The following is a 26,735-nucleotide window of genomic DNA, read 5'->3' as shown; positions in this document are numbered from 1 at the left end:
CGCCTTCAACGCGTCGATCCGCCCCGCCGTGGACAACCCTCCACGCTCCAGCAGGCCCAGCATCGCCGCCGTCTGCGGCCCCGGCACCGCCGAGGCCAGATGCGCCGCCCACTCATCCGCCGACACCGGCAGATCCGACGCGCCTGGTCCGGCTGCGTCGGTGGGTTCGAGCAGTGTGGCTTGCATGGTCTCCGCCCCCGATCGGATGCCTTCGAACTCCCGCCCACGCAGCGGGTGTTCCTACCTCCTATTCTCCGTCACGGACGGTAATACATCCAGGTCCACGGGTCGGAACCACCCGAACGAGTGGCCGAAACCGGACCCGGGAACTCCACCTCTGCCCCACACCACGCACCCCCCAAGCCACCCCTTGGGGACCGCTGCCAGCGGTAGACCGCCACGACGACCCGAAGGCCGGACAACACCGGCGCATGTGCCCCTGAAACCGCCCACAGAGACCAAGCGCCACCCGTGACCGACACCGACAGCCCGCCACGACGGCGGGACAGCCGAAGAGATCAGGCGCGCGTGTGTTTCCGCGCACCCCCACCGGCACCAGCCACGCCATCGCCTTTCGAACCGACCCCGGCGGCATAAGGCCCCGGATAGACGACCGACCACCGGCCAACCCCCGGCACGGATGCCGTAACCCACACCCAACAACCCCCGCCGGACCGCGACGCACCCGCCACCACCACCGCGCCGCCCACCCGGCGCCGTAACCCCGGCCCACCCACCGCCTTGCCTGCGCTCACCGCGCCGACGCCATCGGCCGCCGGCGCTTGGCGGCTCGGCCGCCGCTCCGGTCTTCCAGTCGTTCCCTTCGAGCCGTCTGCTCGGCGCCCAGCCCGTCTTGCTCCATCTACTCGCTCGGCTGGATCTACTCGATCTACTCGATCTACTCGCTCGGCTCGGTCTCCTCGCTCGCCTCGGTATGCATCGCCTGCTCGGCCTGAACCGTCTGCTCCCTCCACCGACTGCTCCGCCCCGCTCCTACTGCGCCTACCGCGTCTCCTCCGCCACCGCACGCACCTCTCGGATCTCCCCTACGTTCTGCACCCGTTGCGCCCCATCCGGGCCCTCCACCCCGTCGGCTTCGAGCAAGTCCAGCTCGAACCACACCGTCTTGCCGATGCCGCACGGTCGGCGGTGAGCGCCCCACCAGTCGGCCAACGCGCTGACCAGGGCGAGCCCGCGGCCCGACTCATCGGTTTCCGCCGCCTGCCGGAGACGCGGCATCTCATCCCCCGCGTCCGACACCTCGACGCGCAGGGCCGGTCCTTCCGCCACGCACCGGATGCTGATCTCGCGGCCGGGCGATGTCCGTGCCTGCCGGTGGGCGTTGGTCACCAGCTCGCTGAGCAGGAGGACGGCCGTCTCCACCGTCTCGTCCGGGAGTTCCCAGGAGTGCGCCTGCCCACGCAGCAGCGTCCGGGCCCGGCTCACGCTGCGCGCGTGGCGCGGCAGGCGCCATTCGATGTCGCGGGACAGCTTGCCAGGGTTAGCGCCCGCGGGCGGGCCAGCCGGTCGGGAATCGCTCGTGAGGGGAGTCTTTGCGCTGTTCACGCCGCCAGCGTGCTGATGCGCTCCTAGCCTCGCCAAGGAGCGGAGCGGGTACGGAGCGTAGCCGTACCCCGCGCGCACCGGGTCTCGGAAGCGATGCCCGGGACCGGTGACCGAGCACCGAGGAGGCGGGGCGCAGTGAGCACGGAGAACCCCGAGCCGCCGATGGCATGGCGGTACTGCGGCAACCAGATCAAGCTGTGGCGGACCCAGGCGGGCATCAGTCGCGAACAGTTGGGCAGAGAGGCGAACTACGAATACGACTCGGTGAAGTCCATGGAGCAGGGCCGCCGGAAGCCCACCCTGCGGCTGCTCCAGGTCGCCGACGAGATGTGCGGGGCGCACGGGCTGTTGCTCGCGGCGCAGGACTACCTCAAGCCGGAGAAGTACCCGGCCCGTACACAGGACTTCATGGCGGCTGAGGAAGCGGCCGTCGCCCTGCACTCGTACGGAGCCCTGCTCATCCCCGGTCTGTTGCAGACCGAGGCCTACGCCCGGGCCCTGATCGGCGGTCACTGTCCGCCGCTGGACGAGGAGACGGTCGATGAACGCGTGGCCGCCCGCCTCCAGCGTCAGGAGAAGCTGAGGCGCAGGCCGCCGGTCCTCTTCGGTTTCGTGATCTACGAGGCGGCGCTGCGCACTGCGGTCGGCGGACCGGACGTCATGAAGGCGCAGCTCCGTCATCTGGTGAAGACCGGTGAGCTGCGCAACGTCTCCGTCCAAGTACTGCGGGCCGGGCCCGCCGCCCTGGCCGGGCTCAGTGGTCCGTACGTCCTTCTGGAGACCTCGGAGCATGAGCAGTACGCCTATGTGGAGGGACAGGAGACGGGGGTCTTGTACACCGATCCCCGCAAGCTCAGCGCGCTCGCCCAACGCCATGGAATGATCCGGATGCAGGCCCTCGGCACGGAGGAATCGGCTCGGTTCATCGAGAAGGTGGCGGAGGAACTATGAGTGCGCGGCTCGTGTGGTTCAAGTCCAGCTACAGCGACAGCGAGGGCGGCGACTGCGTAGAAGTCGCCCTTTCCTGGCGGAAGTCCAGCCACAGCGACTCCGAAGGCGGCAACTGCGTCGAAGTCGCCCTCCCCTGGCGGAAGTCCAGCCACAGCGACAGCGGAGGCGGCGACTGTGTCGAGATAGCCGACTGCTCCGGCGCCGTCCACGTCCGTGACTCCAAGGACCGGTCCGGTCCGCAGCTCGTTCTCGCGCCCGCCGCGTGGGCGGCCTTCGTCGCCCACGCGGCGCGGCAGCCTGTGGCGTAGCGGCCGGTCGGCCGGCTGCTCATCCCGGGGCCTCACCCGGGGCCCTCACTCGGACCCCCGCCCCGGGTCTTCTACCGGCTGTTCTCCGGGCCCTCCCTCGGCCTTCCCCCGGGCCTCGGGACCCGGACCCTCGTCCGAGCGGCTTTCCCGGCCGTCAACCCGGGCTGTCCTCCGGTCCGTCCACCAGGCGGGCCGCCAGCCCTTCCGCCAGCACCTCCGCCAAGTGGCGCGCCCTGCGGCCCGCCAGTTGACCGAGTTGGGTGCGGCAGGAGAAGCCGTCGGCGAGGAGTTCGGTGTCCGGGGTGGCTTGGCGTACGGAGGGCAGGAGTTGTTCCTCCGCGCAGGCCACGGAGACGTCGTAATGGCCGCGTTCGAAGCCGAAGTTGCCCGCCAGGCCGCAGCAGCCGCCCGACAGCTCGCCCGTCAGTCCGGCCCGTTCGCGGAGTTTGCGTTCGGCGACGTCGCCCAGGACGGCGTGCTGGTGGCAGTGGGTCTGGCCGACGACGGGGCGGTCCAGGCGCGGGGGCTGCCAGTCGGGGGCGTACTGGTCGAGGGCTTGGGCGAAGGTGGTCACTGCCTCAGCCAAGCGCGCTGCACGCGGGTCGTCGGACAGCAGTTCGGGCAAGTCGGTTTGCAGCGCGGCGGTACAGCTCGGTTCGAGGCCGACGACCGGGAGGCCCGCCTCCAGGGCGGGCGCCATGACGTCCAGGGTGCGCCGCATCACCTTGCGTGCGCCGTCCAGTTGCCCGGTGGACACCCATGTCAGCCCGCAGCACACGCGCTTGGGCGGAACGACGACCCGCAGGCCCGCCGCCTCCAGTACGGCCACCGCCGAGCGGCCGACGGAGGGGGAGAGGTGGTTGGTGAAGGTGTCCGGCCAGAGCACGACCGTGCGGCGGCGGTCGGGGTCCGTACCGGCACGGCCGGAGCCGGTGGGACGGGGCAGGTCGGCGGATGCGGGAGCGACCTCCGTCCCGGCTGCGGCTCCGGTCTCGGCTCCGGTCTCGGCTCCGGTCTCGGCTCCGGTCTCGGCCGCGGGCCCGACCCCGTTCACCGTCGCCTTCTCCCTCTTGCCCGCTGTCCCCGCCGCCGTTCCCGCGTCCGCCCTCGCGTCCGTCCCCGCCGCCTCCGTCTCCGTCCCCGCCTCCGTCCCCGCGCCCGCATCCGCCTCCGCCGTCCGGCGGCGCCACCACCGCCGGAACGTCTCCCGGGCCAGCTCCGGCAGTTCCCGTTCCGGCGCGATGCCGCCCAGCCGCTTCGCCAACGCCGCCAGCGGTGCCACCCGCGCCAGCCGGTTGGCCAGGGGTGCCAGCACCGGTGCGACCGGTGCCGTCGCGCGCAGCCAGAGCGGCAGGCGGCCCATCGCGTAGTGGGCGGCGGGGCGGAGCCGGCCCGCGTAGTGGTGGTGCAGGAACTCGGCCTTGTACGTGGCCATGTCGACGTTGACGGGGCAGTCGGTGCGGCAGCCCTTGCAGGACAGGCACAGGTCCAGCGCCTCCCGCACCTCTTCCGAGCGCCAGCCGTCCGTGACGATTCCGCCGGGACCGCCGTCGGCCCCGGCCAGCATCTCGTGGAGCAGCCTGGCCCGGCCGCGGGTCGAGTGCTGCTCCTCGCCGGTGGCGCGGAAGGAGGGGCACATAACGGCGGCTCCGGCGACCGATGGAGTACGGCACTTGGCGACGCCGACGCACCGGCGCACGGCCGCCGCGAAGTCCCCGCCGTCGTGCGGGTAGCCGAAGGCGACGTCAACCGGCCGCTTCGGCAGCACGGCGAAGCGGAGGTTGTCGTCGAGGCGGTGGGGGCGGACGAGCATGCCCGGGTTGAGGCCGCCCGCCGGGTCCCAGAGCGTCTTGAACTCCTCAAAGGCGCGGACCAGTTCGGCGCCGTACATCCGCGGCAGCAGTTCGGCCCGCGCCTGGCCGTCGCCGTGTTCGCCGGAGAGGGAGCCGCCGTGCGCGACGACCAGGTCGGCGAGGTCGGTGGAGAAGTCCCGGAAGCGGGCGATACCGGGCCCGGTGAGCAGGTCGAAGTCGATGCGGACGTGGATGCAGCCGTCGCCGAAGTGCCCGTACGGGGTGCCGCGCAGGCCGTGTTCGGTCAGGAGGGCGCGGAAGTCGCGGAGGTACGGGCCGAGGCGGGCGGGCGGGACGGCGCAGTCCTCCCAGCCGGGCCAGGCCTCGCTGCCGTCGGGCATGCGGGTGGCGGTGCCGGAGGCGTCCTCGCGGATGCGCCACAGGGCGCGGCGGCGGGCGGGGTCGGTGACGACCAGGCTGTCCGTGGTGCCGTCGGCCGCCGCGCGGCACAGCGCCTCCGCGCGGGCCCGGGCCTCGTCCGGCGCGGAGCCGCCCGTCTCGGCGAAGAGCCAGGCCGCGCCCCGGGGCAGGGAGGCGGCGGCCGGGGCGGGGACGAGGTCGGAGGCCATGCCCTCGACGGTCAGCGGCCCGTGCGGGAGGAGGGTGTGGGCGGCCTCGGCGGCGGCGCTCTCGTCCGCGTAGCCGAGCACGGCCAGGGCGCGGGCGGCGGGTGCCTCGACGAGCCGTACGGCCGCCTCGGTGAGCACGCCGAGGGTGCCCTCGCTGCCGGTGAAGGCGCGGGCCCAGTCGGGGCCGTTCTCGGGGAGCAGGGCGTCGAGGGCGTAACCGGAGATGCGGCGTGGGAGGCCGGCCGGGAACCCGGTGCGCAGCAGGGCGAGACGGCGTGCGACGAGGGCCTCGGCGCCCTCGCGCAGGGCGGGTGGGAGCGCTGTTCCGCCGGGGGCGGAGCCGGGGGCGGGGGCGGGGGCGGAGCCGGGCAGGGAGCCGGGGGCGGAGCCGGGCACGGAGCCGGCAGGCCCTGTGTCCCGGGCCGCCAGGTGGGCGTGCTCGCCGCCGTACGTGAGGACGTCCAGGGCCCGGACGTTGTCGGCGGTGGTGCCCCAGGCGACGGAGTGCGCGCCGCAGGAGTTGTTCCCGATCATGCCGCCGATGGTGCAGCGGCTGTGCGTGGACGGATCAGGGCCGAAGGTCAGCCCGTGGGCCGCGGCCGCGGTACGGAGGCTGTCGCAGATGACCCCGGGCTGGACGACGGCCGTGCGCGTCTCCGGGTCGAGGGAGACGATCTGGTTCAGGTACCGGGTGAAGTCGAGGACGACGCCGGTGCCGGTGGCCTGGCCCGCGATGGAGGTACCGCCGCCCCGGGGCACGACCGGCACACCGTGCTCGCGGCAGACGGCGAGGACGGCGGCCACGTCGTCGGCGTCGCGCGGGGCGACGACGCCGACGGGCACGCGCCGGTAGTTGGAGGCGTCCATGGTCACCAGGGCTCGGCTCGCGGCGTCGAACTCCACGTCACCACCGATGGCCCGGCGCAGGTCCCGCGCGAGCCCGGAGACGTCCGGGGCCGCCGCGCCGGACGCTGTGGAAAGGCCCTGGGCCGACGGGGCGGGGTGCGCCGGACTGGACTGCCCGGGATGGCGCCGTGCCGGGTCCGGCCGTGCCGGATCGGGCCGGGAGCCCGGGTTCGCCGGGTCACGCCGTTCAGGGCCGGGAGCTGCCGCGTCGTGATCAGCCATGAGTCCAGACTGCCCGCCGACGGGGCCCGGGCACACCAGGCGGCGAGCTGCGGCCGGCCGGCGTGGTGCGGCGCGGGCCGTCGGCGCGGTGCGGCCCGTCGGCGCGGTGCGGTGCGGCCGTTGATGCGGCGCGGCCCGTCGGTGCGGTGCGGCGCAGGCCGTCGGCGTGGGCGCAGGCCGTCGGCGCGGTGCGGTGCGGTGCGGCCGTTGATGCGGCGCGGCCCGTCGGTGCGGTGCGGCGCGGGCCGCCGGCGCGGGCGCGGGCCGCCGGCGCGGGCGCGGGCCCGTCAGCACAGTGCGGCTCGGCTCGGCGCGGCGCGGCCCGACAGCGCGGCACGGCGCGGTGCGCGGCACAGCGCGGTGGGCGGCACAGCGCGGTGGGCGGCACGGCGCCACGCAGTGCTGCCCCCGCCGGATCAGCGCCCGCCCCGCACCACCCGACGGCGGTCCTCCTCCTGCCCGGCCTCCTCCGCGAAGCCCCCGGTCCGGACGTAATCACCGTCTCATCCGGTGGACGAATGACCCCCGCCTGCACATCCAAGGATTAGGCTGCGGCCGTGGCTGATATCCAGATCCCCGCTGACATCAAGCCCGCCGACGGTCGATTCGGCTCGGGCCCCTCCAAGGTGCGCACGGAGGCGCTCAGCGCGCTGGCCGCGACCGGCAGCTCCCTGCTCGGCACCTCCCATCGCCAGCCCCCGGTGAAGAACCTGGTCGGCAGGGTGCGCGACGGCGTCCGCACGCTGTTCTCGCTGCCCGAGGGGTACGAGGTCGTTCTCGGCAACGGCGGCACCACCGCCTTCTGGGACATCGCGACCCACGGCCTCATCGAGCGCAAGTCCCAGCATCTCTCCTTCGGTGAGTTCTCCTCGAAGTTCGCCAAGGCCGCGAAGCTCGCGCCCTGGCTGGAGGAGCCCACCGTCATCACCGCCGACCCCGGCTCCCACCCGGAGCCGGCCGCCGAGGCCGGTGTCGACGTCTACGGCTTCACGCACAACGAGACCTCCACCGGTGTCGCCACGCCCATCAAGCGGGTGCAGGGCGCCGACGAGGGCTCGCTGGTGCTGGTGGACGCGACGTCCGGCGCGGGCGGCCTGCCGGTCGACATCACCGAGACGGACGTCTACTACTTCGCCCCGCAGAAGTGCTTCGCGGCGGACGGCGGCCTGTGGATCGCCGCGTTCTCCCCGGCCGCCCTGGAGCGCGCGGCCCGGGTGCACGCCTCCGGCCGGCACGTCCCGGAGTTCTTCTCGCTGCCGACGGCGATCGACAACTCGCTGAAGAACCAGACGTACAACACCCCGGCGCTCACCACCCTCTTCCTCCTCGCCGACCAGCTCGAATGGATCAACGGCCAGGGCGGTCTGGACTGGGCCGTGCGGCGCACCGCCGACTCCTCCTCCCGGCTGTACGGCTGGGCGGAGAAGGCGGAGTACGCCACCCCGTTCGTCACGGACCCGGCCAAGCGCTCGCAGGTCGTCGGCACGATCGACTTCAACGAGGGCATCGACGCGGCGGCGGTCGCCAAGGTGCTGCGCGCCAACGGCATCGTGGACACCGAGCCGTACCGCAAGCTGGGCCGCAACCAGCTGCGGGTGGCGATGTTCCCGGCCGTCGAGCCGGCGGACGTCGAGGCGCTGACGCGGTGCGTGGACTACGTCATCGAGCGGCTCTGACGGAAGAGAACAAACGGAACGGAACCGGTTCAGTACCCGGTTCGGAACCAGTCCGGTCGGCCGTGATCGCGGCGACCGGTGAGAGCGGGCTCCGGCCGTTCGTGCGTGACACCACGCGCGACGGCCGGGGCCCGCTCCGTTCAGCGGGTGGGCTCAGCGGCTGGGCCGGGCGGTCGGCTCAGCGGCTGAGCCGCTGGTAGCGGCGTACCGCCAGGGGCAGGAAGACGGCCGTGACGATCAGCGGCCAGACCACGGCCATGAGCAGGGCGTGCTGCTCGATCCAACTGCCGCCCGTGGGCACGGGATTGCCGAACAGCTCCCGGATGGCGTTGGCCGTGGACGAGACCGGGTTCCACATCGCGACGGCGCCCAGCCAGCCCGGCATCATCGACGGCGGGGTGAACACGCTGGAGATCATCCCGAAGGGGAAGGCCAGCGCGAAGAGATTGCCCGCCGCCTCCTGGTTGGGCACGAGCAGTCCGAGGAACACCCCCATCCAGATCAGCGCGAAGCGCAGCAGGATCAGCAGTCCGAAGGCGGCGAGGGTGGCCGGAAGGCTGCCGTCGGAGCGCCAGCCGACGGCGAGAGCGATGAGCGCCAGCACCACCAGGTCCAGGCAGGCGCTGATGACGTCGGAGACTCCGCGCCCGCTCACCACGGCCGAGGGGGCCATGGGCATGGACCGGAAGCGGTCCATGACGCCCTTCTCCTTGTTGATGGCGACCATCATCGCGGTGTTCATGAAGCCGAAGGCCATGGTCATCGCGAACATGCCGGGGAGCGCGTAGTCCTTGTAGTCGTCCGCGCCGACGTCCATGGCGCTGCCGAAGACGTAGACGAAGAGCAGGACGGAGACGATCGGGAAGCCCAGCTGCCAGGCGATGTTGGCGGGCTGGCGCACCAGATGGGTCAGTTCGTTGCGGACGATGACGAGGCAGTCGGCGATCGCCCAGTAGATCCTGCGCTCGGGGACCGCGAGGTCCGGCGCGGGGGTCGGCGCGGAGGCCGCTGCGGACCCGGGCGCGGAGGTGGGCGCGGGCCCGGACGCCGCCGCTGCGGGGCCCGCGGTTTCAGCCGTCCTGGTGCCCGTGGTCGTGGCACCCGTGGTCGTGGCATCCGTGCTCGTGGATGTGCCGGCGCTCGTGGCCATGGCCCTGTTTCCCCCTGTGTCCGCGTCGGCGCCCGTGTCGGCGCCCCTGTCCGCACCCGTGCCTGTGCCCGCACTGGTGCCTGTGTCCGCACGGGTGTCGGTGTTGCCCGTGCTGCTCGCCCTCGTGTGCGGGTTCATGCGGCTCGGCCTGCTTCCCGGGTCCGCTCGGCCTGTCCGGCTCCCCCGGTGCCCGTAACGGTGCCGACGTCCGTACCGACGCCCGTGCCGTCCTCCGCCCGCCGTCCCGTGATGCGCAGGAAGACCTCGTCCAGGGTCGGCCGCCGGAGACCGATGTCCTCGACCGGGATCTTCTCGTCCCGGAGGGTGCGGACGACCTCGGTGAGGGCGGCCACCCGGTCGGTCACCGGTGCCGCGGCACGGCGGACTTCGGGGTCGCTGTCCGGCTCGGCGCCCGTGACCCTGGCGACGATGCGGACCGCGGCCGGGAGGTCCGCGGCCTCCTGGACGACCACCTCGATCCGGTCGCCGCCGATCTGCTGTTTGAGGGCGGCGGGGGTGTCGTCGGCGATGGTCCGCCCCCGTTCGATGACGGCGATGCGGTCGGCGAGCTTGTCGGCCTCGTCCAGGTACTGGGTGGTGAGCAGCACCGTGGTGCCACCCGCGACGAGGGAACGCACCGCTTCCCACACCTCGTTGCGGCCGCGCGGGTCGAGACCGGTGGTGGGCTCGTCGAGGAACAGCACCTGCGGGGCGAGGATCATGCTCGTCGCGAGGTCGAGCCGGCGGCGCATACCACCGCTGAACTCCTTGACGCCCTTGTCGGCGGCCTCGGTCAGGGCGAACTGCTCCAGCAGTTCGGCGGCCCGGCGTTCCGCCCGCTTCTTGCCGAGGTGGAAGAGGCGGCCGAACATCACCAGGTTCTGGCGGGCGGTGGTGATCTCGTCCACCGCCGCGTACTGGCCGGTCAGTCCGATCCGGCGGCGCACCTCGCGCGGCCGGCTCGCCACATCGACCCCGGCGACCTCGGCCCGTCCCCCGTCGAGGCGCACGAGGGTGGAGAGGATCCGGACGACGGTGGTCTTGCCGGCGCCGTTCGGCCCGAGGAGGCCGTGGACGGTGCCGCGCGCGACCGTGAGGTCGAATCCGTCCAGTGCGCGCTTCTCGCCGTAGCGCTTCTGCAGTCCCTCGGCGAGGACGGCGTGCGGCGCCTGATGCACGGGCGGGTTCGCAGCCGAGCCCGCGGCGGGGCCTGCGGCGGCGCTCGTTGACGGACTCGTGGACGAGCTGGTGGATGGACTTCCTTCCGGATTCACGGACGTCTTCACAGGTGATTCCCCCTTGGGCGGACCCGCCCGAACAGAATTGAGTACGGTGTATGCAGAAAAGAGTACACCGTACCCAGTAGCGCGTACAGCGCAAGCGGTGACTGCGGACCGGCGTACCGCACGGCGGCTACGATGACGGTGCGATGACGACCGAACACAGCGGTGGCGGAGACCTCAGCCGCAGCCTCGAGCTGCTCTGGGGAGAACACGAACGCCGGACCCGCGGGCCGAAGCCCGGGCTGTCCCTCGACCGGATCGTCACGGCCGCCGTCACCGTCGCGGACGCGGAAGGACTGAGCGCGGTCTCCATGCGGCGGATCGCGGGCGAACTGGGCGTCGGCGCCATGTCCCTCTACCGCTATGTCCCCGGCAAGGCCGAACTGCTGGACCTGATGCTCGACAAGGTCAACGGCTTCGACCGCGAGAAGGCGGAGGACCCGGCCCGGCTCGGCTGGCGCGGCACCCTGGAACAGGTCGCCCGCGGGGTCTGGGATCTCTACGGCCGCCACCCCTGGCTGGTCCATGTCGACCAGGCGCGCCCCCTGCTCGGCCCCGGGGCGCTCGCCGGTCTGGAGTACGCCCTGGAGGGCCTCGACGGGCTGCCGCTGGCCGACGCGGAGCGGATGAATCTGCTCGTCGTCATGGACGGCTACGTCACGGGCACCGCGCGCAGCCGGGTCAACGCCGAACTGGCCGAACAGCGCACCGGTATGAGTGACGAAGAGTTCTGGAGAGCACAGGCGCCCATCCTGGAACGGGTCATGGCGACCGGCGCCTACCCGAAGCTGGCCGCGCTCAGCATGGAGGCGTTCGCCACCCCCTGGGAAGAGATGTTCGAGACCGGACTGCGGCAACTCCTCGACGGCATGGCGGCGTTCATCGAACGCCGACGGCGGGAGCGGGGGCAGGAGCAGTACGGACCGGGAGACGGGAACGGGAACGGCAGCGGCGAGGGCGACGGCCACGACCGCGCGGAGTGACCGACCGGACCGGTAACGAGAGCGGTGGCGGCGGCACGCACGGCGGCAACGCCCGTCGGCGGAAGGCGGGGAAGACCGCGTCCCCGCTCGGTGGGACCGGCGGGGGCCACCGGTCGTGACGGGCCCCGGCCGGCGCCGTACAACCGCCGGCCCCGGCCCGGCCCCGGCCCGGCCGCGCCGTGTGCCGGTTCACCATCCGGGTGCCGCTTGGCGGTTGGCGGCTGCCTGTTGGCGCTCAGCGCTCACCCGTTGCCGCAGGGCGCCGGGGCGCCGGGCGTCCGGCCGCGGGCTCCCCGTCAGCCGCGGCGGAACATCTTCCGTACGCCCATCAGCAGGACGGCCACAGCCGCCAGGGCGAATCCGCCGATGACCAGATTGAGGTCCGTCCCGGGCCCGGACTCCCCGCCGGCATCCTTCCCGTCACCGTCACCGTCACCGCCCGCGGTCGCCTTGCCGCTGCCCTTCCCGGCACCCGCGTCCGCTTCCGTCACTGATTCGGGCAGCAGTTCACCCCTCAGCTCCACCCTGGTCACGGTGCTCCGCAGCCCTTCCGAGCCGAACATCAGTGCCCGCCCATCCGGCGTGAACGTCACCGACTCCCCCTGCCGCTGCACCGGTACACCCGGGGTCATGGAGAGCTTGGCGGGCTTGCCGTCCTGCCAGCGGTACGCGCCGCCACCGAAGTAGCCGCGCACCACCAGCCGGGTCCCGTCCGGCGAGAAGGCGGCGTCGGTGGCCCACTCGTCGATGTCCGCGATCCGCCGGAAGGTGTTGACGCCGGACGCGGACGCCTCGGCCGGGCCCTCGTACAGCCCGCCGCCCTCCTTGTGCTTGCTGACGATGTACATCCGGCCCGTCCTCGGATGCACCATCAGCGACTCGGCGTCCCGGGGGCCGCCGTCGTAGCGGACGGTGAAGCGGGTCGGTGTGACGGTGGTGTCGCGCAGTTTCTCCGGCTCCTTGAAGCGGTAGACCCACACCTCGGGCCAGGTGCCGCCCATGTTGTCGCCGATGTCGCCGACGTGGACCATGCCGCCCGGGCCGATGGAGATGCCCTCGATGTCACGCGGCTCGATCCCGCCGAGCGTGACGGTCGCCACCGTGCGGCCGGTCGAGCTGTCGACCGCGTAGACGTACGGGCCGTCCTCGCTGTCGTTGTGCGTCCAGTAGACCCCCGGGTGGGCGCGGCTCGCGGCCAGGCCGCTGGACTCCTTGATCCGCTCGTCCTCGATACGGAACGAGTCACCGCCCTCCGCGGACGCCGAGGCCGGGAAGGCCGCACGGGCGGGAGACGCGGCGGCCACGACGGCCGAGGGCGCGGGCCCGGGGGCGGGCACGGCCAGTGCCGCCGCGGACGCGGCCGCCAGAGCAGCGGCACCGAGGCCGCAGGGGAGCGAAAGCATGCCCAAAGCCTGCCATCCCGGGCGAGCACTCGGCGCCGCATCCCCGGCCAATGGCCGGTTCCGCGACGGTGGCCGGCCACGCCCCCGAGGTGACGGGGCGGCCGGCGGACCGGCGCCGGGATCCGGCCACGGCTGCGCAAGACACCTTGCGACGGACCGCGCCGAAGAGGACTGTCAGGTCTGCCCTCGATGCTGCCCGCCCGGCTCTCGCGGGCGCGCGGCACTTCCGCGTAGTCCTGAAGCGCCCCGATGGGCCGACGAGCCGTTGCCCCGTTGCCCTGCTGAACGAAAGGGGGCGCCATGCACGCCCGTAATCAGGACCGCCTGCCGGAGCGGGGGCAGACGGCCGCACCCCCGAGCCGGAGCCCGAGCCCTGCTCCGGCCCCGCTCATGGCGCTGCAGCGGGCGGCGGGCAACGCGGCCGTGTCCCGGGCGATCCAGCGCGCCCGCGGTGAGCACGGCCCGGCCCCGGCCGCCTTCTCCGTCTCCGTGCAGCGGGCTCCCGCCGGAACGAAGGGCAAGGCCAAGGCCGAGCCGGTCTCACGGAGTTCGGAGACCGAGTGGGAGCGCCGGGCGAAGAAGATCGGCGAGTACGTGAAGGCATGCACGTGCCGGCAGACCATGAAGCAGTGGGGGCGTGTCGAGCCGGAGGTGATGGTCCGCCATCCGCGCTCCTACAAGCACCAGCCCGATGAGCAGAGTCTGCGCCACGCCGTGCGCAGGGTCCACCGGGCCGCCGCCTGGCTGGAAGAGCAGGACAAGCAGAGAAGCAAGCAGCAGGCTGCGGCGGCGGAGGACACGGCAGAGGGGGAGAAGGAGAAGACCAAGAGGACGGAGGACGAGATCGAGGCCATGCTCTTCAACGGGCGCCTGGCATTCGCCTCGAACCTGAACACGACGGTCCACACCCTCCACCGTCATCTTCTGAGCTTGGCGGAGGAGCCCTCCGACACCGAGGACGCACCGGGCCAGGCACTGCGGCACACCCTCCTCCAGGACTTCGACGAGGAGGACGGCAACGAGGCGGACGACGAGCAGCCGGAGACGTCGGCCACGAGCGGCAAGCGCCGGGCGCCGGGAGGCGGGCAGAAGGGCGGCAAGCGCCGGAAGACGGACAGGGACCCGGCCGCTCCACGCCTGGGCTCGAGTATCGGACCCGATGAACAGAGCAGGCGGAATCGCCGGGCCCGGCGGAAGCTGGCCGAGGGCCTGATCCCGGCTCCGCGCGTACAGCCTCTCCCCGAACTGCCCCCGGAAGCCGACCTGTACAAGAGGGACAACGCCACCACGCGGGCGCTGAGGAACGTGCAGTGGGTCCGGAAGGTCGACATCTCCAACGAGCGGGCCAAGGACCCGGAGTACCGCGAGTACTTGTCAGGGCTGCTCACCAAGTCCGACGCGGATTTCGAGAAATACGCCTTCCTCCTGCACAACGGCGCCAACGACGAGGTGCTGCACGCCGAGCAGAAGCTGATGCTCTTCATCCAGAACGCCGGGGTGACCGGGGAAACCCCGCACGACCCTGTGCTCGTCCGCGGCCTGAAGCGGCCCTGCAAGGCATGCCTCGCCCTGCTCGACTACTTCCGCACCGAGCTGAAGGTCGATGTCCGCTACAACCCGAACGGCGGCCACTTCTTCCAGAACGCACTCGGGACCATCTCCCAGAACTTCCCGGAGGCCACCCAGAAGACGGCCGAGGACGGCGAGAAGAACTGGTTCGCCCACAACATGACCGACGGACGCCCGATGTACGCCTCCAGCATCTCCGGTTTCCGCCCCGGCCTCGAGGCCGAGAAGGGCAACGAGGGCGGCCTGCAGGAGCGACTGACACTGGAGGAGAACGAGGACAAGCGGAACTATCCGACCAACGCGCCCGTGGTGCCCACGCTCGACACCGCCTCGTCGAGCGATGACGAGGGCACCGCCTCGCTGCTCTCGGACCTGGAGCAGGCCACCACCAAGCTCTCCCTCACGGGCACCCCCAAGTCCCGCACCGCCCCGCCGGTCAACCGTGAGGCGCAGAAGGAACTGGCGGAGGCCATGTTCCGGAAGCAGGTGGAGCCCCGGCTGCTCGCGGCGATGACACCGGAGTTCCACGCGGAGTGGGTGGAACGGCCGTCCGAGAGCAAGGGCAGGGGCCAGTACAAGACCGGATTCCCCGAGGCTTTGCGCGAAGAGGTCGGCAAGCTGCTGAAGGAGGCAATCCTCAACAACCAGATCGCCCAATATCTCAAGATGTCTCCCGCAGCCCTGACCAATCAGCTCAAAACCAAGAAGCGCACACAGGCGGAGAACATCAATCGTCACCCGAAGGAGAAGGAAAAGCTGGAAAACGCCATGCCTGAGGGCTTCCACACCGAGTGGCAGCAGCACACGACTGACAAGACGTACATGGCCCTCGAGTTCTCCGCAAACCTCCGCCGGCAGGTGTACGACACCATCGCGAGTGACATCTCCTGGACATCGGTGGCCGAGTTCCTGCGGATGAAACCGGGCACTTTGAAAGCTCGCTACGACAAGATGAAGGTTGAATGGGGCGATCCGGCAGTGGACCGCGGCGAGGGCCCGGCCGGCGCCTGAGCCGGCCGGATGCGCGGGGCTACCGGGCCGGAGCGTCCCACGGGGGAGCCGGGAGGTACCTCCGGGAAGGCTGCCCCTGCCCGCGGTCCCCGCCGGGACGGTGGTCGGCCCGGTCCCCCCGTCGGATAGCCTGGACCGCCGCGTCCCGCATCCCGCCTCCTGGCCCTGACCTGGGGAGAGCCCGTATGTACCTGATGTTCGTCGGGGACTCGATGACCATCGGCAGCACGGGAGAGCACACCTGGCGCCACCGCATGTGGCAGCACCTCAACCGGAGTTTCGGCGGCCCGTACCGCATCGTCGGGCCGCGCACCGCGCTCTACGACCAGCAGGCCGGGGAGCCGGTCTCGCAGGACTACGCCGACCCGGACTTCCCCGAGCGGGCCCGCGCACACCTCGCCGGCTGGGGCGAAGGCTGGCTGCAGATGGCGCCGCTGATCCGGGAGGCGGTCGCCGCGCACCGGGCCGATGTGCTGCTGGTCTCCCTCGGCCTGATCGATCTCGGCTTCTACACCAACCCCGAGCAGACGGCCGGCAACGTGCGGCGCTTCATCGCGGAGGCGCGGGCGGCCAATCCGGCCGTACGGATGCTGATCATGCCCGTGCTGCCCAACGTGCGGACGGCGGACGACCCGGCGTTCGGTGCCGAGGTGCGGCGCTTCAACGTTCTCCTCGCCGAGGCGGTGGCCGAGCTCGACAGCCCCGGCTCCCCGATCGTCCTCGCCGAGCCGCCCGCCGACTGGGACCTGCACCGGGACACCTACGACGGCACCCACCCCAGCGCCCGCGGCGAGCACCGCATGGCGGCGGCCTTCGCGGACGCGCTGTACGAGGAGTGGGGGCTCGGCGCCCCGTACGAGGCGCGGCTCGCCGCCCGCTGAGCCCGGGCCCGCCCGGGCGCCGGGAACCCGGGCCGCGGCAGCCGAGTGCCGCCCTTGCTTCGAGCGCACTCCAAGGCGTTGGCTGGTGACCATGAAGTACACGCAGCTCGGACGCACCGGACTCAAGGTCAGCCGCCTGGTTCTCGGCACGATGAACTTCGGCCCCACCACCGACGAGGCCGAGAGCCACGCGATCATGGACGCCGCGCTCGACGCGGGCATCAACTTCTTCGACACCGCCAACGTCTACGGATGGGGCGAGAACAAGGGCCGCACCGAGGAGATCCTCGGCAGCTGGTTCGCCAAGGGCGGTGACCGCCGCGACAAGGTGGTCCTCGCCACGAAGGTCTACGGCAACATGGGCCTCGACGGCCCCGCGTGGCCGAACCACGACAAGCTCTCGGCCCTCAACATCCGCCGGGCCGTGGACGCCAGCCTCAAGCGGCTCGGCACCGACCACATCGACCTCTACCAGTTCCACCACATCGACCGGGACACCCCCTGGGACGAGATCTGGCAGGCGATGGACGTCCTCGTCCAGCAGGGCAAGATCCTCTACGTCGGGTCGAGCAACTTCGCGGGCTGGAACATCGCCCAGGCCAACGAGACCGCCGCGCGCCGCGGCCGCCCCGGGCTCGTCAGCGAGCAGTGCCTGTACAACCTCTGCGAGCGCCGCGCGGAGATGGAGGTCGTCCCGGCCGCCCAGGAGTACGGCCTCGGGGTCATCGCCTGGTCGCCGCTGCACGGCGGGCTGCTCGGCGGCGCGATCCGCAAGGAGCAGGAGGGCGGCAACCGCCGCGCCGCCTCCGGCCGGGCCGCCGACGCGCTGAAGGACCCGCGGCAGCGCGAACAGATCCAGCGGTACGAGGACCTGCTCGACCAGCACGGCCTGGAGCCGGGCGAGGTCGCGCTGGCCTGGCTGCTGACCCGTCCCGGCGTGACCGGCCCGATCGTCGGCCCGCGCACGGCGGACCAGCTGGCCTCGGGGGTGCGGGCCGCCGAACTGACGCTCTCCGACGAGGTGCTCACCGCGCTGGACGAGATCTTCCCGGGGCCGGGCCCGTCGCCGGAGGCGTTCGCCTGGTGACGGGGGCGGTTGGGCGGGACCGGTTGGGCTCGTTCGGCCGGTGACGGGGTGGCCGGCCCCGGCCCGGCCGGTGGCGGCCGTGCCCGCTCAGCGGAGGGCGGCCGCCACGGCGACGACGACAAGCATCAGCACCAGCGTGCCGCTGACGATCAGGGTTCGGGTCCTCGGGTCCATTTCACGAGGTTAGCCCCGGTCACGGCGCGCCCGGGATTCAGGGTGGGCGGCCGGGCCGGGGCGCGGTCCGGACTCCGGTGCCGGCCCGGGCTCCGGTGGCGGCCCGGACTCCGGACGGCCCAGCGGCCAGAGGGCCACCGTCTCGTAGTGCGGCTGAGCGCCCGGCATGCCGGGGGCGGGCGGATGGCTGCGGATCAGCGCCAGTTCGGAAACGGTCCAGGGGGTGCCGGCGAAGCCCGCCAGCGCCTCGACGTACGGACGCAGGTCCACGTCCCGGTCGCCGTGACGGCCGTGGCCATGACCATGGCCGCTGTGTTCGCCCTGGTCCCCGTGAACCCCAGGTCCGCCGGGTCCGCCCTGTCCGCCGCGGCCGCCGCGTCGGGCACGGGTGTTGTTGCGGGCCAGCGTCAGGTGCGGGGTGAAGCCCGGACGCTCGTCCTTCATCGGGATGCCCGCCCGGCGGCCTGCGGCAACGGCCGTGGCGGCAAGCCGTGCCATCGCCCGGACGTCCCCGGTGGCCCCGGCCCACAGTGCCCGGTGCCCGAAGCGGCCGCCACCGGCCAGGCTCAGTTCGTACGCGCTGTGCCGGTGCGCGGCGCGGGCGAGGCGCCGGTGCAGGTCGGGAAGCGGTTCCTCGGCCACCTCGCCGTAGAAGGCGAGCGTGAAGTGCCAGCCGTGCCGCCGGGTCCAGCGCAGGCGGTCGGCTCCCGGCAGTTCCCGGAGCCCGGACACGACCTCGGCAAGTTCACCGGCCACCGGCATCGGCGGGACCACGGCGGCGAAGAGTCTCATGGGATCAGTGTCGCCCGGGGAACCTCGGAACCGGGGAAACCGGGGAAACCGGGGAAGGAGCCGGGCCGGAGGCCTTGGGGAGCACGGGCGTGTGGGCGTCGTCATGCCGCCCACGGCGGCGAACACCGCCTCCTCTTCGACCTCATCGACCGGGCCTGCCCTCGGTAGGTCCGGTCGTTCAGGCGGCTCCGTCCCGACCCGCGCAGGCCCCGTCCAGGCGCCTCTGTCCTGACCCGCGATCGTTTCGGTCGTCGTACTAACCTCGTCCGGATGAAGAACCAGCCGACGGAGCACACCCCGAAGTCCCCCGATACCTCACGGACTTCGGACACCACGGAACCCGGGAAGGGCCCGGAGAGGGCCGAGCCGCCGAGGGCCCCGGCCGCGCCGGAGCCGTCGGCGCCGGAGCCGTCGGCGGTACCGGAAGCGGCGCCGGCCGTGAGCAGGCCCCCGCGGCTCTCCGAGGTCTCCGCGGGTGGGGAGAGCGTGCGGATCAGGGAGGGCGGCCCCGGGGACGTTCCGGCGGTCGTCGCCCTGCTCGACGGTGCGGTGGAGTGGCTGGTGGCCCGCGGCCGCACCGGCCAGTGGGGTACGGAGCCGTGGTCGGCCCGGCCGGAGGCGGTGGAGCGGGTCACGGAGATCGTCCGCTCGGGGGCGCCGTGGATGGCCGAGCTCGGCGGCAGGCCCGTGGGGGTGATCGTCCTCGCGCCGCACGGCTCGCCCGGCGTACCGCCGGCCGGGGAGCCGGAGGTGTTCATCCGCCTGCTGGTCACCGACCGCCGCTTCGCGGGCCGGGACATCGGAGGCGCGCTGCTGCGGCACGCGGTCGAGGAGACCCGGCGGCAGGGCCGGGGCCTGTTGCGCGTCGACTGCTACGCGGGCGGGGACGGCGCGCTGATCGAGTACTACACCCGGCACGGCTTCCACCCGGTCGAACGGTTCGCGGTCGGCGACTGGCCGGGGCAACTCCTGGCCCAGCGGGTGTGAACCGGCCCGAGGGTCCACTCCCCGCGGCATCCACCGTCCGGCCACCTCTGGCCGCCCCCCGGCCCGCGCCGGGCAGCGGCCGCCCCGGGCTCACATCATCGCGGCCAGTTGCTTCTTCCGCGGGGCGCGTTCGACGAAGGCCACCCGGGGCCGTCCCCGGCGCAGGTCGACCTTGAGCCGGAGCCCGCCGATCCGGGCCAGCATCAGCCCGACGGCGAGCGCCGCTCCGGCGGAGATCACGCCGCCCGCGAGGAAGCCCGTCCGCGCCCCGTGGGCGTCGGTGATCCAGCCGACCAGCGGGGCCCCGAGGGGCGTACCGCCCATGAAGACCATCATGTACAGGCTCATCACCCGGCCGCGCATGGCCGGGTCGGCCGCCAGCTGCACGGTGGAGTTGGCGGTGACGTTGATCGTCATGCCGAACATGCCGATCGGCACCAGCAGCAGCGCGAACATCCAGAAGACGGGCGCCGCGGCGGCGGTGATCTCCAGCAGGCCGAACAGCAGTCCGGCGCCGACCAGCAGCCGCAGCCGCGAGGTGCCGCGGCGGGCAGCGAGCAGGGCGCCGGCCAGCGATCCGGCGGCCATCAGGGTGTTGAGCAGGCCGTAGGTGCCCGCGTCGCCGTGGAAGACGTCGTCGACGAAGGCGGTCAGCCAGATCGCGAAGTTGAAGCCGAAGGTGCCGACGAAGCCGACGAGGACGATCGGCCAGAGCAGTTCGGGACGCCCGGCGACATGGCGCAGCCCGTCCCGGAGCTGGCCCTTGCCGCGCGGGGTGGGCGCGACCTCGTGCAGCTCCTCCCGGCGCATCAGCAGCAGCGCGGCCATGGGCGCGAGGAACGACAGTCCGTTGGCCAGGAAGGCCCAGCCGCTGCCGACGGCGCTGATCAGCACACCGGCGACGGCGGGGCCGACGAGCCGGGCGGACTGGAAGTTGGCCGAGTTGAGGCTGACGGCGTTGCGGAGGTCGCGCGGTCCGACCATCTCGGCGACGAAGGCCTGCCGGGCCGGGTTGTCGACGACGGTGGCCAGCCCCAGCAGCAGGGCCATGAGGTAGACGTGCCACACCTGGACGTGCCCGGTGAGGGTCAGGACGGCGAGGGCCAGGCCGGTGAGGCCCATGGCGCTCTGGGTCACCAGCAGCAGCCGCCGCTTGGGGAGCCGGTCGGCGATCACGCCGCCGTAGAGGCCGAACAGCAGCATGGGCAGGAACTGCAGGGCGGTGGTGATACCGACGGCCGCGGAGGAGCCGGTCAAGGTGAGGACCAGCCAGTCCTGGGCGATGCGCTGCATCCAGGTGCCGGTGTTGGACACCATCTGGCCGCCGGCGAAGAGCCGGTAGTTGCGGATGCGCAGCGAGCTGAACATGCCTCGGCGGTCGGGGTCGGGGTTGTCGGCGGCCCCGGCGGGGTCGGGGGTGCGGGTGGGGTCGGGGTCGGGAACGGGTGCGGAGTGTGCTCCGGGTCCCGTACTCAAACTGCGTCGCCTCCTCGGCGTTCTTCGGCGTCCTCAGCGCTTCTCGGCGTTCTCGGTGCCCCTCGGCGTTCTCGGCCTTCGGTGTCCTGCCGCGTCCTGCCGCGTTCTGCCGCGTTCCGCCGCGTTCTGCGGCGCTCTGCGGCGGCCTCCGTCCGCGCCGGACCCGGCGGCCCCCGACGGTCGCCCGCGACGAGACCGAGGCCCGCGAGAACCCGTCCGTCCTAGCTCTCGGCGAGCTTCTCCAGGACGGGCGCGGCCGCGCGGAGGGTGGCCCATTCCTCGTCGGTCAGGCCCTCGCAGAGCTCCGCCAGCCAGACGTTGCGCTTGCGGCGGCTCTCCTCCAGCATCGACTCGGCCCGTTCGGTCCGGGTGACCACCTTCTGGCGGCGGTCGTCCCGGTGGGGCTCCAGCCGGACGAGTCCCTTGGCTTCGAGCAGGGCCACGATGCGGGTCATCGACGGCGGCTGCACATGCTCCTTGCGGGCCAGCTCGCCGGGGGTGGCGCTGCCGCAGCGGGCGAGGGTGCCGAGAACGGACATCTCCGTGGGGCTGAGCGACTCATCGACCCGCTGGTGCTTGAGTCTGCGCGAGAGGCGCATCACGGCGGAGCGCAGGGAGTTCACGGCGACCGCGTCGTCGCCGAGGGACAGATCCGACATGTTTGTTAGCGTAACTCATTACTCTAGCTAAATACGGCCGGGGTGAGGAAGCCAACAGATGTACCGCCGTCCGGGTGACGTCCCTGCTCAGCGCCGCGCCGGGGCCCGCGTCCGGCCGCCGCCCCGCCCGTCGCCCCGGGAACGCCGCAGCGCCCGGAACTCGTGGTTCCGGGCGCTGTGTGAGGCCGGATGCCGGGCCGGCCGGCGGTGGATGGCGCCGGCCGGCGGAGGGCGGTCCGGCCCGGTCGGCCGGGGTGTCAGCCGATGCCGAGGGCCTGCTCGATGGGGCTGAGCAGGAAGTAGACGAGGAAGCAGAGACCGACGACGTTGAGCAGCCACGGCACGGTGCGGAGCTTGCCGGTGGCCGCCCGCAGCACGATGAACGCCAGCACGCCGAGGCCGATGCCGTTGGTGATGCTGTAGGTGAACGGCATCGCGATCATCGTCAGGAAGGCCGGGGCCGCGATGGTCGGGTCGTCCCATTCGATCCCGCGGATGTTGGCCATCATGATGAGGAAGCCGACCACGACCAGCGCCGGGGTGGCCGCCTGGGACGGCACGATCAGCGCGAGCGGGGTGAAGACCAGGGCGAGCAGGAACAGGCCGCCGGTCACGATGTTGGCGAGCCCCGTGCGCGCCCCCTCGCCGACACCCGCGGTGGACTCCACGAAGCAGGTGTTGGCCGAGGCGGAGCCGAAGCCGCCCGCCGCGACGGCGGCGCCGTCCACCATCAGGATCCGGCCCATGCCCGGGACCTGACCGTCCTCACTGGTGAGCTTCGCCTCCTCGGAGACGCCGATGATGGTGCCCATCGCGTCGAAGAAGCCGGACAGCAGCACGGTGAAGACGAAGAGCGAGCCGGTGAGGATGCCCACCTCGGAGAAGCCGCCGAACAGACTCACCTGGCCGATCAGGCCGAAGTCCGGGGTGCTCACGATGGAGTCGGGCAGCTCGGGCGTGGTCAGGCCCCAGGCGCCCTTCGGTATGTCGGCGACCGCGTTGATGATCAGGGCGAGCACCGTCATCGCGGCGATGCTCAGCAGGATCGCGCCCTTGGTGCGGCGGATCACCAGGATGAACGTCAGCGCCAGGCCGAGCACGAAGACCAGCACCGGCCAGCCCTCCAGCCGGCCCCCGACGCCGAGGCCGAGCGGCACGGTGGTGTGGGCCTCGTCCGGGTTGCGGGTGACGAACCCGGCGTCGACCAGGCCGATGAGGGTGATGAAGAGGCCGATGCCGATCGCGATCGACCGGCGCAGACCGCTCGGGATCGCGTCCAGGACCCGCTGCCGCAGACCGGAGGCGACGAGCACCATCAGCACGAGGCCCGCGAGGACCACCATGCCCATCGCGTCCGGCCAGCTCATCACGGGTGCGAGCTGGAGGGAGACGACCGCGTTGATGCCCAGGCCGGCGGCGAGGGCGATCGGGACGTTGCCGATGAGGCCCATCAGGATCGTGGTCAGACCGGCGATCAGCGCGGTGGCGGTGACGAGCTGCCCCGCGTCCAGCTGATGACCGAACTTGTCCGTACCGGAGCCGAGGATGATCGGGTTCAGTACGACGATGTAGGCCATGGCGAAGAAGGTCGCCAGGCCGCCCCGGATCTCGCGGGAGACACCGGTCCCGCGCTCGGAGAGCTTGAAGAAGCGGTCGAATCCGCTCACGGGTCGCGAGGGCGGCTTTTCGTCGACCGGGGTGGTGGCCGGGGATGGCATGACAGGACCTCAGGGGGAGGACGGGGTCCGCGGCGGCGTGGTCGGCCGGCCGGACAGGACCGTTGGCGGAGCGGGACGGGCGTATCAGGGCGGGACGGGACGTACCGGCGTCGACAAGCGTGGACGGGCGGACCGCGGGGCGGACCCACCGGCCCCCTCCTCAACCGCCCGGCCGGGTTGGACGAAGCTACGAAAGAAACAAGTCAACTCCGGACCGATTCAGTATGAATACATAAGCTTCGGATAGCCAATCTTCGCGCGTAGAACGCCCTGCGGTATCCGTCACGGGGCGGCCGCGGGCAGCCGCTTAGACTGACCGTCGCCGCAGCCGGCGCAGAGCAGGAAGCCGCAGCCGTCAGGAACAGGAACGGGGAACGATGGGCAAGTGGACTCCCACCCGGGAGGCACCGGAGCCGCTGGAGGGGAACGTCGTCGCCGTCGTGACCGGCGGCACCCTCCTGTGGTTCGTGATGTTCCTGGTCCAGCTCCCCTTCTACGGCTGGTTCGAGAGCCGGGGGCTGCTGTGGTGGCTGTGGACCTGCCTCGCCGGGGCCGGGCTCGGGCTCATCGGCATCCGTTACGTACGCCGCCGCGAGGCCGCCATCCGGCGCGCGGCGGAGGAGAACCCCGCCACCGCGGACCGGCCCGGCGGCACCGGCGGCCCCGGCCGGACCGGCCCGGACGCGGAGCCGGGCACCGGCTGACCCGGCCCCTACGGGCCCCGCCTCGCCGAACCACCGTAAAGGGGACGGAAACCCCCGGAGCCCGCCCGCGCCCCGGGATCTCCCCCGATTCCGCCGCCCCGGCGGCGCGGGAGCCGTTCGTCCCCGTACCGTCTTCCGCATGACGCATCGCTCCCCCACCGACATCGGAGAGCCGGAGCCGGGGAACGCCGCCCCCGCCGCGCCGGTTCCGGCCGGCGGAACCGCCCCCGGGGCCGGGGCCGCCACCGGGGCTCCCAACGGGGCCGCCACCGAGGCTGTCACCGCGGCCCGGACCACGACCGTGACCGGTACGGTGCCCGCGCCCGCGCCGGTGGCCGCGCCCCAGCCCGCGTCCGCACCCGCGGCCGGAACCACGGCAGCCACCGCCGCCACCACCACCGCCGCCCCCGCCCGGCTTCCCGGGCTGACCGGCGCCGAGGTGGCGGCGCGGATCGCGGCGGGCGAGGTCAACGACGTTCCCGTACGGTCCTCGCGTTCGACGGCCGACATCGTCCGGGCCAACGTCTTCACCCGCTTCAACGCGATCATCGGCGTGCTCTTCCTGATCATCCTGATCGTCGGCCCGATCCAGGACGGCCTGTTCGGCTTCGTCATCATCGCCAACACCGCCATCGGCATCATCCAGGAGCTGCGCGCCAAGAAGACCCTGGACAACCTGGCCGTGATCAGCGAGGCCCGGCCGGTCGTCCGGCGCGACGGCCACTCCGCCGAGGTGCGGACGGGCGACATCGTCCTCGGCGATCTCGTCGAGCTCGGTCCCGGCGACAAGTGCCCCGTCGACGGCGAGGTGGCCGAGGCGGAGGGGCTGGAGATCGACGAGTCGCTGCTCACCGGCGAGGCCGACCCCGTCCTCAAGCGCCCCGGCGACCAGGTGATGTCGGGCAGCTTCGTCGTCGCCGGCACCGGCGCCTTCACCGCCACCAAGGTCGGCCGGGAGGCGTACGCGGCCCAACTGGCCGAGGAGGCCTCGCGGTTCACCCTCGTCCACTCCGAACTGCGGAGCGGCATCAGCCAGATCCTCAAATACATCACGTACATGCTGGTCCCGGCGGCGATCGGGCTCGTCGTCAGCCAGCTCTTCGTGCAGGACCACGACTGGCGGGAGGCGGTCCGCCGCATGGTCGGCGGCATCGTGCCGATGGTTCCCGAGGGCCTGGTGCTGCTGACCTCGGTGGCCTTCGCGATCGGCGTGATCCGGCTGGGCCGCAAGCAGTGCCTGGTGCAGGAGCTGCCGGCGATCGAGGGGCTGGCCCGGGTGGACGTCGTCTGCCTGGACAAGACCGGCACCCTCACCGAGGGCGGCATGGACGTCACCGGCATCCGCGTCCTCGACGGCAGCGGCGAGGAGCGGGTGCGGCACGTCCTCGGCACGCTCGGCGCCTGCGACCCGCGGCCCAACGCCAGCCTGCGGGCCGTCGTCCGGCACTGCCCCGCCCCGGACGGCTGGCGGCACACCGAGACGCTGCCGTTCTCCTCCGCGCGCAAGTACTGCGGCGCGTCGCTCACGGACGCCGACGGGGCCACCGCCACCTGGCTGCTGGGCGCGCCGGACGTGCTGCTGCCCGCCGGCGATCCGGCGCTCGCCTCGGTGGACGAACTCAACGCGCAGGGGCTGCGCGTGCTGCTGCTCGCCCGCACCGGGCAGCCGCTGCTCGACCCGGCGGCGGGCCGCGACGCGCGTCCCGTCGCCCTCGTCGTCCTCGAACAGCGGCTGCGCCCCGACGCCGGGGACACCCTGGCCTACTTCGCCGAGCAGGACGTCGCCGCCAAGGTGATCTCCGGCGACAACGCCGTGTCGGTCGGCGCGGTCGCGGGCAAGCTGGGCCTCCCCGGCGCGGAGAGCCCCGTCGACGCCCGCCGGCTGCCGGAGGACCGGGAGGAGATGGCGGAGGTGCTGGAGGGCGGCGCGGTCTTCGGCCGGGTCACGCCGCAGCAGAAGCGGGACATGGTGGGCGCGCTGCAGTCCCGCGGCCACACCGTTGCGATGACGGGTGACGGCGTGAACGACGTCCTGGCGTTGAAGGACGCCGACATCGGCGTCTCCATGGGCTCCGGCTCGGAGGCCACCCGGGCCGTCGCCCAGATCGTCCTGCTCAACAACAGCTTCGCCACCCTGCCGTCGGTCGTCGCCGAGGGGCGGCGGGTGATCGGCAACATCACGCGGGTCGCGACGCTCTTCCTGACGAAGACGGTCTACTCGGTGCTGCTGGCGATCCTGGTGGTCTCCTCCCAGGTGCCGTATCCGTTCCTGCCGCGGCATCTGACGCTGATCTCGTCGCTCACCATCGGCATCCCGGCCTTCTTCCTGGCCCTCGCTCCCAACCGGGAGCGGGCGCAGCCGCACTTCGTGCGCCGGGTGATGCGGTACGCCGTCCCGGCGGGCCTGATCGCGGGCACCGCGACCTTCACCTCGTATCTGCTGGCCCGGCACCACTACACGGGGCCGGAGGCGCTGGCCGCCGAGACGAGCGCGGCGACGCTGACGCTGTTCCTGATCGCGATGTCGGTGCTGGCGATCGTGGCCCGCCCCTACACGTGGTGGCGGATCGGGCTGGTCGCCACCATGGCGTCCGCCTTCCTGGTCGTCATCGTCACGCCGCTGCTGCAGGACTTCTTCGCGCTGCGGCTGGTGGGGACGGTCATGCCGTGGACGGCGGTGGGCATCGCGGCGGGGGCGGCGGTGCTGATGGAGCTGAGCTGGCGCTGGGTCGGCCGGCGCTTCCCGGCCTGAGCGCTTGCGCCCCGGTGGGCGGTGGACGGTGGGCGCGGTGAGCCGGCGGGGCGGC

19 protein-coding genes and 1 pseudogene are annotated in these 26,735 nt (G+C 72.6%); 10 read left to right on the top strand and 10 right to left on the bottom strand.

From position 1 onward, the window contains the following. Together IF83_RS33810 and IF83_RS0120510 are read right to left on the bottom strand one after the other, a co-directional pair. Positions 1-186, bottom strand: a 186-nt coding sequence (locus IF83_RS33810; RefSeq protein ID WP_158711076.1) for a hypothetical protein, incomplete at its 3' end; no start/stop codon positions are given. Between the two features lie 816 nt (positions 187-1,002). Next, positions 1,003-1,446: an ATP-binding protein gene (locus IF83_RS0120510; protein WP_244177139.1), complete on the bottom strand. Its 444-nt coding sequence runs from the start codon at positions 1,444-1,446 to the stop codon at positions 1,003-1,005. Between the two features lie 282 nt (positions 1,447-1,728). On the opposite strand from IF83_RS0120510, the gene IF83_RS0120505 reads away from it, so the two are divergent. After that, a complete protein-coding gene (locus tag IF83_RS0120505; protein WP_030546225.1) occupies positions 1,729-2,517 on the top strand; it encodes a helix-turn-helix domain-containing protein in 789 nt (262 codons plus the stop codon). Beyond that, positions 2,514-2,825: a DUF397 domain-containing protein gene (locus IF83_RS0120500; RefSeq protein WP_030546224.1), complete on the top strand. Its 312-nt coding sequence runs from the start codon at positions 2,514-2,516 to the stop codon at positions 2,823-2,825. Before IF83_RS0120505 ends, IF83_RS0120500 begins: the two co-directional genes overlap by 4 nt. Before the next feature lie 154 nt (positions 2,826-2,979). Here the strand turns inward: IF83_RS0120500 and IF83_RS30480 are convergent, their stop codons facing one another. Further along, entirely contained in the window at positions 2,980-6,375 is a 3,396-nt protein-coding gene (locus IF83_RS30480) for an FAD-binding and (Fe-S)-binding domain-containing protein (protein ID WP_078843659.1), read from the bottom strand. A 557-nt stretch (positions 6,376-6,932) separates the two neighbouring features. Between IF83_RS30480 and serC the strand changes: the two genes are divergently transcribed. Continuing rightward, positions 6,933-8,051: a phosphoserine transaminase gene (gene serC, locus IF83_RS0120490; RefSeq protein WP_030546222.1), complete on the top strand. Its 1,119-nt coding sequence runs from the start codon at positions 6,933-6,935 to the stop codon at positions 8,049-8,051. A 178-nt stretch (positions 8,052-8,229) separates the two neighbouring features. Here the strand turns inward: serC and IF83_RS0120485 are convergent, their stop codons facing one another. Both IF83_RS0120485 and IF83_RS0120480 read right to left on the bottom strand, forming a co-directional pair. Beyond that, positions 8,230-9,201: an ABC transporter permease gene (locus IF83_RS0120485; RefSeq protein WP_167343610.1), complete on the bottom strand. Its 972-nt coding sequence runs from the start codon at positions 9,199-9,201 to the stop codon at positions 8,230-8,232. 134 nt (positions 9,202-9,335) lie between these two features. After that, positions 9,336-10,379 carry an ATP-binding cassette domain-containing protein gene (locus IF83_RS0120480; protein ID WP_078843658.1) on the bottom strand — a complete coding sequence of 348 codons (1,044 nt, stop codon included), beginning with the start codon at positions 10,377-10,379 and terminating at the stop codon, positions 9,336-9,338. Between the two features lie 251 nt (positions 10,380-10,630). On the opposite strand from IF83_RS0120480, the gene IF83_RS0120475 reads away from it, so the two are divergent. Next, entirely contained in the window at positions 10,631-11,467 is an 837-nt protein-coding gene (locus IF83_RS0120475) for a TetR/AcrR family transcriptional regulator (RefSeq protein WP_078843657.1), read from the top strand. A 296-nt stretch (positions 11,468-11,763) separates the two neighbouring features. On the opposite strand, the gene IF83_RS0120470 is transcribed toward IF83_RS0120475, so the two are convergent. Continuing rightward, positions 11,764-12,870, bottom strand: a complete 1,107-nt coding sequence (locus IF83_RS0120470; protein ID WP_078843656.1) for a hypothetical protein — start codon at positions 12,868-12,870, stop codon at positions 11,764-11,766. 300 nt (positions 12,871-13,170) lie between these two features. On the opposite strand from IF83_RS0120470, the gene IF83_RS0120465 reads away from it, so the two are divergent. From IF83_RS0120465 to IF83_RS0120455, 3 genes are all read left to right on the top strand, one after another. After that, a complete protein-coding gene (locus IF83_RS0120465; RefSeq protein WP_158711075.1) occupies positions 13,171-15,450 on the top strand; it encodes a hypothetical protein in 2,280 nt (759 codons plus the stop codon). Between the two features lie 185 nt (positions 15,451-15,635). Then, positions 15,636-16,331, top strand: coding sequence for an SGNH/GDSL hydrolase family protein (locus tag IF83_RS0120460; protein WP_030546212.1), 696 nt, complete (start codon positions 15,636-15,638; stop codon positions 16,329-16,331). Positions 16,332-16,422: 91 nt separating this feature from the next. Next, entirely contained in the window at positions 16,423-17,418 is a 996-nt protein-coding gene (locus tag IF83_RS0120455) for an aldo/keto reductase (protein WP_030546210.1), read from the top strand. A gap of 288 nt (positions 17,419-17,706) precedes the next feature. Here IF83_RS0120455 and thpR read toward each other — a convergent pair. After that, positions 17,707-18,384 (bottom strand): annotated as a pseudogene (gene thpR, locus IF83_RS30475) (RNA 2',3'-cyclic phosphodiesterase); the annotation flags it as partial. 438 nt (positions 18,385-18,822) lie between these two features. Here thpR and IF83_RS33290 point away from each other — a divergent pair. Further along, positions 18,823-19,371 (top strand): GNAT family N-acetyltransferase, encoded by a 549-nt coding sequence (locus IF83_RS33290; RefSeq protein WP_244177138.1) that lies wholly within the window; start codon positions 18,823-18,825, stop codon positions 19,369-19,371. A gap of 90 nt (positions 19,372-19,461) precedes the next feature. On the opposite strand, the gene IF83_RS0120435 is transcribed toward IF83_RS33290, so the two are convergent. From IF83_RS0120435 to IF83_RS0120425, 3 genes are all read right to left on the bottom strand, one after another. Continuing rightward, entirely contained in the window at positions 19,462-20,847 is a 1,386-nt protein-coding gene (locus IF83_RS0120435) for an MFS transporter (RefSeq protein WP_030546204.1), read from the bottom strand. A gap of 221 nt (positions 20,848-21,068) precedes the next feature. Further along, positions 21,069-21,506 carry a MarR family winged helix-turn-helix transcriptional regulator gene (locus tag IF83_RS0120430; protein ID WP_030546202.1) on the bottom strand — a complete coding sequence of 146 codons (438 nt, stop codon included), beginning with the start codon at positions 21,504-21,506 and terminating at the stop codon, positions 21,069-21,071. Positions 21,507-21,763: 257 nt separating this feature from the next. Next, positions 21,764-23,224 (bottom strand): NCS2 family permease, encoded by a 1,461-nt coding sequence (locus IF83_RS0120425; protein WP_030546200.1) that lies wholly within the window; start codon positions 23,222-23,224, stop codon positions 21,764-21,766. A gap of 377 nt (positions 23,225-23,601) precedes the next feature. Here IF83_RS0120425 and IF83_RS0120420 point away from each other — a divergent pair, with 377 nt between their 5' ends. Both IF83_RS0120420 and IF83_RS0120415 read left to right on the top strand, forming a co-directional pair. After that, positions 23,602-23,928 (top strand): DUF2530 domain-containing protein, encoded by a 327-nt coding sequence (locus IF83_RS0120420; protein ID WP_051723014.1) that lies wholly within the window; start codon positions 23,602-23,604, stop codon positions 23,926-23,928. 139 nt (positions 23,929-24,067) lie between these two features. Continuing rightward, the gene (locus IF83_RS0120415) at positions 24,068-26,680 is read left to right on the top strand and encodes a cation-translocating P-type ATPase (protein ID WP_078843654.1); all 2,613 of its coding nucleotides are present in this window, start codon (positions 24,068-24,070) and stop codon (positions 26,678-26,680) included. The last annotated feature ends 55 nt before the right edge of the window (positions 26,681-26,735 follow it).

This window comes from Streptomyces albus subsp. albus (assembly GCF_000719865.1).
GTDB classification, from domain to species: Bacteria; Actinomycetota; Actinomycetes; order Streptomycetales; family Streptomycetaceae; genus Streptomyces; species Streptomyces albus_E.
Note: the sequence above shows the minus strand (reverse complement) of the source record. Positions and strands in the feature narration are given on the sequence as shown.

Bases quoted from the DNA above. Each gene is read 5' to 3' on its own strand.
- IF83_RS0120500 (WP_030546224.1), top strand. From the start codon at position 2,514: ATGAGTGCGCGGCTCGTGTGGTTCAAGTCCAGCTACAGCGACAGCGAG.
- IF83_RS0120455 (WP_030546210.1), top strand. From the start codon at position 16,423: ATGAAGTACACGCAGCTCGGACGCACCGGACTCAAGGTCAGCCGCCTG.
- IF83_RS30480 (WP_078843659.1), bottom strand. From the start codon at position 6,375: ATGGCTGATCACGACGCGGCAGCTCCCGGCCCTGAACGGCGTGACCCG.
- IF83_RS0120430 (WP_030546202.1), bottom strand. From the start codon at position 21,506: ATGTCGGATCTGTCCCTCGGCGACGACGCGGTCGCCGTGAACTCCCTG.
- IF83_RS0120420 (WP_051723014.1), top strand. From the start codon at position 23,602: ATGGGCAAGTGGACTCCCACCCGGGAGGCACCGGAGCCGCTGGAGGGG.
- IF83_RS0120460 (WP_030546212.1), top strand. From the start codon at position 15,636: ATGTACCTGATGTTCGTCGGGGACTCGATGACCATCGGCAGCACGGGA.
- IF83_RS0120470 (WP_078843656.1), bottom strand. From the start codon at position 12,870: ATGCTTTCGCTCCCCTGCGGCCTCGGTGCCGCTGCTCTGGCGGCCGCG.
- IF83_RS0120415 (WP_078843654.1), top strand. From the start codon at position 24,068: ATGACGCATCGCTCCCCCACCGACATCGGAGAGCCGGAGCCGGGGAAC.
- IF83_RS0120505 (WP_030546225.1), top strand. From the start codon at position 1,729: ATGGCATGGCGGTACTGCGGCAACCAGATCAAGCTGTGGCGGACCCAG.
- IF83_RS0120485 (WP_167343610.1), bottom strand. From the start codon at position 9,201: ATGGCCACGAGCGCCGGCACATCCACGAGCACGGATGCCACGACCACG.
- IF83_RS0120475 (WP_078843657.1), top strand. From the start codon at position 10,631: ATGACGACCGAACACAGCGGTGGCGGAGACCTCAGCCGCAGCCTCGAG.
- IF83_RS0120465 (WP_158711075.1), top strand. From the start codon at position 13,171: ATGCACGCCCGTAATCAGGACCGCCTGCCGGAGCGGGGGCAGACGGCC.
- IF83_RS0120425 (WP_030546200.1), bottom strand. From the start codon at position 23,224: ATGCCATCCCCGGCCACCACCCCGGTCGACGAAAAGCCGCCCTCGCGA.